Source organism: Bacillus sp. FJAT-53060 (assembly GCF_037104745.1).
GTDB lineage: Bacteria > Bacillota > Bacilli > Bacillales > Bacillaceae > Bacillus > Bacillus stratosphericus_B.
This window is the reverse complement of record NZ_JBAWSW010000069.1, coordinates 1-7,088: the sequence shown is the minus strand read 5'-3', so window position 1 is coordinate 7,088 and position 7,088 is coordinate 1. Positions and strand designations below refer to the sequence as shown.

The window sequence follows — 7,088 nt, the reverse complement described above, 5'->3', positions numbered from 1 at the left end:
TAGAGAAACAGGTCGGCACGTTGTGCCGAAAGCACAAGTATCGATATGGATATCGAAAAATCACAGCCATACTAAAAAGGAGAATGCGTATTAACCATAAAACTGTTCAACGTATCATGCAGAAAAAAAGGTCTGTTTTTCTTTTATTTGATTTCAGTAAGCAGACTTGATGCCTTCTGACGTGATTTTTCCTCAGGCACTTCTTCTGGGTAACCAATGTGAAGGATCGCTGCAAAACGCTCGTTTTCCTTTAATCCCATCTCTTGTTGAAAGTCTTTGTCGTACAAAATGCGACCGCTCTTCCATACCATCCCGATTCCTTGATCCCAAGCGAGTAGCTGAAGGTTTTGAATCAAAGCACTCACTGCGGCAAAATCATCATTTCTCACCACTGGGTTCTCGTCTTCCTTTAAAACGACAAGTAAAAGCGCTGGTACTTTTGAAAAGTATTCTCTGTATTGATTGATTTTTTCTTCTTTTGCATTTGGGTTGTTTCGTTTAAAGAAAGCAATGAACCGCTCAACAAATGTCGCTTTTGCTTCATCTGTCGTGGCATAAAGAAAGCGCCAAGGTTCCGTAATTTTATGATTCGGTGCATAGACCGCATCCTCTAATAATGGCTGAAGCTGCTCAATGGTCACCACAGTTTCTTTGAATTTGCGAATCGATCGTCTATATCTGACAGCATCTCGAACCGTTAAGGCTTCTGTTTGTGGTTTTATTTCTGGCATATATGTCATCCTTTCAATCAATTTTAATTGATATTGATTCTCATTATAAACATCATATCGTGTTGTTGCAAATAGAGGATCCTCTTCATCTGCTAAAAAGTTGTTTAATTTTTTCAAGTAATGTTACAATCATATTACGTTTTAAACAAATTATGAGAAAATAGCCAATATGATGAAATTATTTAAGGTATTCCCATTTCATCTCATTTGGCCATCTTTTCAAAAAGCTTTCAACCCATGATTGGAAGGGAGGCTTCTGAATGGAATGAAAATCAATATTGGGCAAATTATCAAGCTATATCGTTATAAACAAAATATGACCCAATCTGAATTGGCAGACGGGATTTGTTCTGTCTCTCATTTAAGTAAAATTGAAAATGGCTCAAAAGAGGCCAATCAAGATACGATCAATCTACTGCTTGAACGGCTTGGCATTAGCCAAGAAACGCTGTCGCAAAAGGCGCGTCACTTGCTGTCGTTGTTGGATGAATTTCAAATGAACATGTATTTCTATGCACTCGTTCAGGCTGAACAAAATGCCGAAATGATCATTCATCACGAGGAACAGTTCTTTTCGCTAGATTTAGGGATTCAGTATCACTTGTCCTTATTTCAATTTTATTTATTAACGGAAAAACAGCCACTTGCCTTAGACACACACCGCGTGCTCAAAAAGTTTGAAAAAACCTTTATTGAAACGGAAAAAGAAATTTTTGAATATCTAGATGGAATTTATCAGATAAAAAATGGTCAGCTCGTAGAAGGACTGAAAAGACTTGAAAGCTGCTTTTCTTACGCTTCTGTTGAACAGAGTGACCTGTATTATCACTATGCAAAAGCACTTGGAAACATGGGCCATCTTGGGGACGCGCTTGAGGCGACTCATCAAGCGATGGATTTATATAGACAAAAGAACAATTTCAAACGAATCATTCATTGTACACTGATTCATGGGGTGATCTTGCTGGAATTAAAGGCCTTTCAAACAGCCAAAAAATATTTAAAAGAAGTGATTTTGCACACTTCGCTTCACCCTGATGCCTATATTAAAATGACTGCTTATTTTTATTATGGGGTTCTCTTAAAACGTGAAGGTGATTTCTCATCCGCTGTGCCTTATTTACTAGATTCACTCAATTACTTTAATCAAGAACAAATAGAAGATCATTACTGTGAGACACTATATGAAATTGCCACATTATATGCTGAATATGATCGTAAGAAGGCACTTCCCTACATACACGAGCTGTTAAAACAGCCTCGTATTCAGCCAAACTGTGTATATATGATTAAAATTTATAAATTGATGATTGAGGAGAATCCTCATGATTTGAAAACATATTTAGTCGAAGCGGCCATTCCTTACTTTGAACACAATCAGCTACACAGTGAGTGCTTGTTTGCTCTTAGAACCTTGCTTTCTTATACGGCTTCTGAGCTTGACGAGCATGAGTATATGTCCTACACCGAGAAGCTTCTTGATCACTTAGCCTCATATGTTCCCTATTAAAAAAAGCATGACCTTCTGCCGATCGAAGGTCATGCTTTTTTATTGATTAGATGGTATTTTGTTGATCTGTATCAGGACGGGTGACTTGTTGGACAGAATGAATAGACCGTTTTCTCATAAAATAATCGTACGCATGTTGGCCAAAGCCTAGCCAAATGCTGAGCAAAATGAATGGGACCGTTCCCCATAAGACAGGGATGTTGCAAGCAATTCGCAACCAAGTATAAATCCCTGAATTTTTCTGATTTTTGGCTAAGGATATAGACACGATTCGTTTTTCTGCTTTTTTCTTACTTATTTTATTCAGTCTAAGCAGTTGTGAACGTCTAAATGATTCAAAGTGAATACGGTTTTTCCAATCGAGTGATTTTAACAGATCAATCGCTTTTGCACACGAAGGACTTTGTCCGTCATAAAACACAAGCAGCCTAAGCGATTTGATGGAACGCTGTTCTCTTTTTTTTGATTCAGAGAGCTTCTTTTTTTCTTGATCGAGATAAATGATTTTTTTCATAGATTGATCGTCAGTCCTTTTCTGTCATTTGTTTTTTTAGTTCGTTCAAAGGAGATTACAACTAGATTACTATAGTTGCTAGGCCTCTTGTATTGGGAAAAAGTAAACCAACGTGCGTTATATGAGCCTTTAGATAAGAGCAAAATGGATGATTTCATGGCATATATGAGGTTTTTCAACTAAAAGTGGTTGGGAAAATCGTGGTGCTTTGCGGTTTTCTGCGGTTTTTCTACATCTTTATGCGGTGTTTTGTAGGTGAAACGCAAAAACAAGATAAAAAAAGACTACTTCCCATTGCGGCGAAGTAGTCTTTTGGTTTATATTTCTGCCAAAACTTCTACTATTTCTTTCTCAATATCTTTCCATAAGTAACGATCTGTCGTATAGTAATGTGCGGCTTCTTTCGCAAATACCTTAAATTCTTCTTCAAAATTTGGTGCATCTTTATCCGGTTTTTTCTCATCGACAAAGCGCTGGGCTTCTATTGAGCGAGGTCCCCATTTTCCCACTTCTTTCCCGTCCTGATCAATGATCACGATAATCGGAATTGATCTTGCGGTCCCGTTCGTTAAATACTGATCCATCAGGTCTAGATGCTCGTCCCGAATAAAATAGCGCGCATCAATAAGTGCTTCACTCGCGATACGCATGAAAATAGGTACATTGACCATCGCATCCCCGCACCAATCCGCTGTGATGACAAGCGCTTTTAGCTTTTTCTTTTGCAACCGTTGAAGCAGCTCTTTTTCCCTTTGGTGGATTGCGTACTGGTTGTACACCGTGAGTAAGTTTACACGGTTTTTCTCCATATTGTGTACATATGTACGTTCAGTTAATCCCTTTGTAAACCATTCATTTAATGTCATCCTAATATCCCCCTTACCCTTCAACCTTACCACTTCTGCTGTTCTTTTGTCTAAAAAAACCTTCACCTAGTGAAAGGTAAAAGTTTTTGAACTTATGGACGTCAGTTTCGATTTGGGTCCATCCCGATTAGTTTGGTAACAAGCACCATCGTGACGGGCAATGACGTATTCTTTTTATATGCCAGATATTTCCCGCGCCATTCGGGTTTGTATTTTTGTTTAAACGACCGTAAGCCGCTGAAACTATACATATATCTGACATTGTTGAAGATGACACTCGCCAAACGTTCTGTAAGAAATGACTGATGGAACGTCCCCACATTCGATAGAGGCGCCATCCCCATGTTAAAGAATTTGTATCCTTTTTCTTTCGCCCATTGAAACAGGTGAATAAACAGCGCATCCATCATCCCGTTTGGTGCATGATGCATATGACGCATTAAGTCGATGGATATCTCTCCTTCTTGATACATCGGCATTAACGATACAAAGGAAATGATCTGTCCTCGTTCATTTTTTAAGATCGCAATCGGTGCTTTTTGCAAGTATTCTTCATGAAAGTAGCCGAGAGAAAACCCTTTTTCTTTTTTCTTTCCAAGCCAGCTGTCGGAGATATGTTTTAAGGTAGAGATCAACTCATCTGAAAAAGGCGGTTCCACCACCTCAAAGGTATAGCCTTCTCGTTCAAACTTATTGGCAATAGCTCGTAAATTCGATTTTTTCTTTCCCGACAGAGAAAATGTTTCTAAATCGACCACTGCTTCTTCCCCAAGTTTAAAGAAGTGAAAACCTAAGTCATGATAGAGAGCCATTCCCTCACGTTCTACTTGGTAAAATGCAACACGATAGCCTGCTTTTTCGGTCTGCTGCAAAAACTCTTCAAGTACAAGCGGATAAGACGCTTGACATCCAGATGGATCACCGAGCACAATGACGCAGCGGCCAATTCGGCCAAACTGGAGCATCGCCTCTCCATCACTTGAGAAAAACAACTTTTTATCTCCTAAAAAGCCAAGATGACTGAGGGCATTTCCTCCCTTTCCTTCTAAAAATGCCTTTAATTTTTGTTTATCTGCTTCTTCTCCAATAGGAAATGCCTTTTTATTAAATATTAATTTACTAACGAAAAAGAAAAGCGGTACCCCGATTAAAGCAATCATGCTTATCATCATGATATGCCGTTCATTATGCACCAAATAGTCTTTACTTAGGAAATAACCGATTTTCAACCAGATAAATTTACCAATGACATGATAGTTAAACAAAACGAGTAAGTATCCGGCGCCTGCTGCCACAAACTGATACAAGGAATAAGGCGCCTGCTGCTTCACAAATTGATTTCTTAGAGAGAAAAATACCGCCATGATGACTGGCAACATAAAGATCGAACTCAGATTAAACCCTTTTAGCAGGGTAAACACAAAGCCACCAGCTAGAGCAATCATCGTCAACACGTAAGACCTTTTTGTTCTTTTGTACACTTCAATGGACAAAATCATTAGAATGATCCCGAACATTAAAGAAAGACCATTAAATCCTGATAACAGAAAGCGCGGAATGCTTGTAATTACACCTAAACGATCGACAGGAAGCACAACGGAAGCCATAATTAATAGGCCGCTTCCAAACGTTAAAATGGATAAAGAACCATACAATAAACGGATTAATAGGGCTCGATGCAAGACTATTAACACGTTCGTTGTTTCAATGGCAGGTGCCATTTTGGGGTTACCTTCAAAACGTCTAAGAGTCGTCCCGGTTAAATCATATGCTGCAAGACATAGTCCAAGGATAAACGGGAAGATCGAGTACACGAAGCGATATAATACAAGCGCCGTCAGCACCATCTCTTTATCAAAACCAATGTATTGCATACTGAGTAAAAAGATCAGATCAAATGAACCAAACCCGCCTGGAACCATACTGATTAAACCGCCAATTGACGCAATGGCAAACACACCTAATACAATACGGACATCGACGTTCATTCCCATCGAGACGACAGCCATGTACATGACAAGACCAGCTGCCAGCCATTCCAAAAAGGATGCGCCGATATATGCATAGACCGGATGCTTCAGCCCATTTTCACCGCTCTCAATTGAGCTTTTTCGAATCGAGGCCATGATGATGTATATCGGTACAATACAGGCAAAGATAATCACAAATACCCACAGCCATGGCTCCTGACTGATAATACTTTCAACAGGCAGAACTCTAACCAAAATCAAATCACTGAAAATAGATAAACCCAAAAGGACAGAGGATGTCAAAAGGGCAATGCCTTTCAGCAGTTTTTTCGTATCTGATATGTATTCCTTGTATAAAAGTGTTCTGAGCCCTGCCCCAGATAAACCACCGAAGCCAAGTACACTGTTAAAGGAGTTGGCAATCCAAGAAATGCGAATCGTTTTCCATCCGCTGATGGGCATATCAAGGCTTCTTCTTAAAATAAAATCATATAAGGACATCGATAAAACAGCCACAAGTCCAAGAAAGACAAGAATAAACAAATCCATTCGATTCAAGCTGTCGATAATATAAAACGTCTTTTTAATGGAAAGGCCGCTCAGCTCCTGCTTGGCGACAAAAATCAAGACTAGGATGATCACGATCGGAAAAAGCATTTTTAAGATCGTCATACCCGTTTTTTTGTTCCACATGATTTTCCCAACTTTCTAGGTTACTTCATTTATTTCAACTGAACATTATTATACAACAAATTCCACTTGATTCTTGCAATTTCACAATCAAAAGCTTCGTGATACTTTCAATTAGAAGTAAAAATAAGTAACATAAAGAAAAGAGCCCCTTAAAGGAAGTGAACAAGCGTGGAATATAATATTCATGACACCACCGTACTAAAAGAGGAAATCCTATCTCCTGAGGAAAAAAAGACATGGGTGCTTTATATGAAAGTGCTCACTGCTGCAGGACTTGGAGATGTTTCTGAATGGATGAAGCTTGATATGAGTATGCCTCAAATGAAGGTGCTCATGCTGCTCAATAACCATGGCTCTCTCAAGGTATCCGTAATTGCTGAAAAAATGGGGGCTTCTTTGTCCAATATGACAGGCCTGCTTGATCGTTTAGAGCAGTCCAACTTTGTCGAGCGAAAACATTCTGAGCGAGACAGACGAATCATTGTCGTAGAATTAACAGAGGAAGCCAAAAATATTTTTCGAAGTATTTATCAAACAGGACACGAAAAAATTAAAAATTCCCTGCAACGGCTCAATGATGAGGAAAAAGAAAAAGTAAATGAAGGTTTAGCCATATTAGAAAAGGCACTTCGTCCCGAACGTGGATAAAAGGAGGAAAGGAAAAAGACGGTCACATGTGATATTATCCCCTCTAAGTAGACAGTGTAAAAAGCCCAAGAACATATCTTGGCTGTTACACTATACTTGGAGGGGATTTTTTATGGCTAGAAAGGGACAACAATTTCAACACTATTCTAAAGAATT

At 38.9% G+C, this 7,088-nt stretch carries 6 protein-coding genes and 1 pseudogene; 3 read left to right on the top strand and 4 right to left on the bottom strand.

Annotation, left to right across the window (positions count from 1 at the left end; all coding sequences use genetic code 11):
• A pseudogene (locus WAX46_RS15320) lies at positions 1–122 on the top strand (IS3 family transposase); the annotation flags it as partial.
• A 21-nt stretch (positions 123–143) separates the two neighbouring features.
• On the opposite strand, the gene WAX46_RS15315 reads toward WAX46_RS15320, so the two are convergent.
• Positions 144–731 (bottom strand): nitroreductase family protein, encoded by a 588-nt coding sequence (locus tag WAX46_RS15315; RefSeq protein ID WP_226568583.1) that lies wholly within the window; start codon positions 729–731, stop codon positions 144–146.
• Positions 732–996: 265 nt separating this feature from the next.
• Between WAX46_RS15315 and WAX46_RS15310 the strand changes: the two genes are divergently transcribed.
• Positions 997–2,241: a helix-turn-helix transcriptional regulator gene (locus WAX46_RS15310; protein WP_336494295.1), complete on the top strand. Its 1,245-nt coding sequence runs from the start codon at positions 997–999 to the stop codon at positions 2,239–2,241.
• A gap of 46 nt (positions 2,242–2,287) precedes the next feature.
• Here WAX46_RS15310 and WAX46_RS15305 read toward each other — a convergent pair whose 3' ends face one another.
• The 3 genes from WAX46_RS15305 to mprF all read right to left on the bottom strand — a co-directional run bounded on the left by WAX46_RS15305 (position 2,288) and on the right by mprF (position 6,284).
• On the bottom strand, positions 2,288–2,755 hold the full coding sequence (locus WAX46_RS15305; RefSeq protein ID WP_226568572.1) for a DCC1-like thiol-disulfide oxidoreductase family protein: 468 nt from the start codon (positions 2,753–2,755) through the stop codon (positions 2,288–2,290).
• A gap of 317 nt (positions 2,756–3,072) precedes the next feature.
• Positions 3,073–3,621 carry a thioredoxin family protein gene (locus WAX46_RS15300; protein WP_226568569.1) on the bottom strand — a complete coding sequence of 183 codons (549 nt, stop codon included), beginning with the start codon at positions 3,619–3,621 and terminating at the stop codon, positions 3,073–3,075.
• Between the two features lie 101 nt (positions 3,622–3,722).
• Positions 3,723–6,284, bottom strand: a complete 2,562-nt coding sequence (mprF, locus tag WAX46_RS15295; RefSeq protein ID WP_336494294.1) for a bifunctional lysylphosphatidylglycerol flippase/synthetase MprF — start codon at positions 6,282–6,284, stop codon at positions 3,723–3,725.
• 168 nt (positions 6,285–6,452) lie between these two features.
• On the opposite strand from mprF, the gene WAX46_RS15290 reads away from it, so the two are divergent.
• Positions 6,453–6,932, top strand: coding sequence for a MarR family transcriptional regulator (locus WAX46_RS15290; RefSeq protein ID WP_336494293.1), 480 nt, complete (start codon positions 6,453–6,455; stop codon positions 6,930–6,932).
• The last annotated feature ends 156 nt before the right edge of the window (positions 6,933–7,088 follow it).

Bases quoted from the DNA above. Each gene is read 5' to 3' on its own strand.
- WAX46_RS15315 (WP_226568583.1), bottom strand. From the start codon at position 731: ATGCCAGAAATAAAACCACAAACAGAAGCCTTAACGGTTCGAGATGCT.
- WAX46_RS15310 (WP_336494295.1), top strand. From the start codon at position 997: ATGAAAATCAATATTGGGCAAATTATCAAGCTATATCGTTATAAACAA.
- WAX46_RS15305 (WP_226568572.1), bottom strand. From the start codon at position 2,755: ATGAAAAAAATCATTTATCTCGATCAAGAAAAAAAGAAGCTCTCTGAA.
- WAX46_RS15300 (WP_226568569.1), bottom strand. From the start codon at position 3,621: ATGACATTAAATGAATGGTTTACAAAGGGATTAACTGAACGTACATAT.
- mprF (WP_336494294.1), bottom strand. From the start codon at position 6,284: ATGTGGAACAAAAAAACGGGTATGACGATCTTAAAAATGCTTTTTCCG.